Below are 1233 nucleotides of genomic sequence, written 5' to 3' on the forward strand. Positions count from 1 at the left end.
CTCTTACTGGATACAAAATATCTACATCTCCTTCTTCTTTTACTACAAATCAAGATACTCAGAGTATTAGTGTAACTATAGCAGAGAACTCTTCTGATACAAATTGGCCAGATAGAGCTGTCGTAGGCTATGTTAGAGGTTATGATGCGGAATGGTATAGTCAACCTGAAACTACTAATGAAATGATTCAGGCGGCTATGACTCATGGATATAATGTAATTGTATATGCTTTTGCTGGTCAAGATTCTGATGGTACGGTAACTCTACCAAAATGGACTGATGAAATGAAATCAAGAATACCTGCTCAACTGAATATCATTCATAATAATGGAGGTATTGCCTTATTATCAATAGGTGGTGCAGAAAATTATTTTGATCCTGATATGAGTGGAGATAATGCTACCACAACTGGTCAAGCAATGGGTAAATTCTTAGCAGATAATGGTTATGATGGTCTTGATGTCGACGTAGAACATCCAAACGCTTCTACTTCAGAAGCAACAAACTTTATCAAATATCTTGATGCTGCTAGGACAGAATTCAAATCTATCACAGATAAAGATATGTATTTAGCTGCAGCACCTCAAGTCAATGGATGGTATGGAACAGGTCAATGGGCGAGTGGAAGTGCTAAATTTGCTGAAGCAATGTATACTCAAGACTTTATGAATGAAGCTAAGTTTAATGCTGTATTTATCCAAACATATAATCAGTATGGTGGTGCTAATTTTGGTGGATTAAAAGGTTTTGATGTTGGCTTCTTAAGTATGACTTTTGACCTATTAAGTCCTGAAACTCGTGCTGATATGACTGGTTTAACTGCTGATTCATTCTATGTTCCTGAAGGTACTAAGATAATTCTTGGCGTACCTGACTTTAGAGATCCTTCAGTATCAGATTCAGAGTATCAACAAGGATCTTGTTTAGCAGATGCTAAATGTTCTGGTGCTGGCTTGTATGATCCTGTAGATATATCTAAAGATATAACAAATGGCGGTCTTGGCAATTATAGTCAATACGGAGGTTTAATGACTTGGATCCTTAACTCAGATTCTTATCAAGGTTGGACCTGGGTTGATGGTGTAAAAGGCGTAGCCTACAACTAATCCTATTATATCTTAAACTTTTCAGAGCAAATCTTATCTTATTCATATAAAAATCAAACATCTATATAAGTGAAATTATAATATTCTAAAGCCATCTACAATAGATACATTTACATATATTTCAGCT

At 35.4% G+C, this 1233-nt stretch carries 1 protein-coding gene; it reads left to right on the plus strand.

The genetic code is table 11. The annotated features are described in order from the left end of the window. On the plus strand, positions 1–1106 hold a 1106-nt coding region (locus ACKTR7_RS09900; protein WP_407878142.1), incomplete at its 5' end, for a glycoside hydrolase family 18 protein. Between the last annotated feature and the right edge of the window lie 127 nt (positions 1107–1233).

The organism is Francisella sciaenopsi (genome assembly GCF_045862875.1).
GTDB classification, from domain to species: Bacteria; Pseudomonadota; Gammaproteobacteria; order Francisellales; family Francisellaceae; genus Francisella; species Francisella sciaenopsi.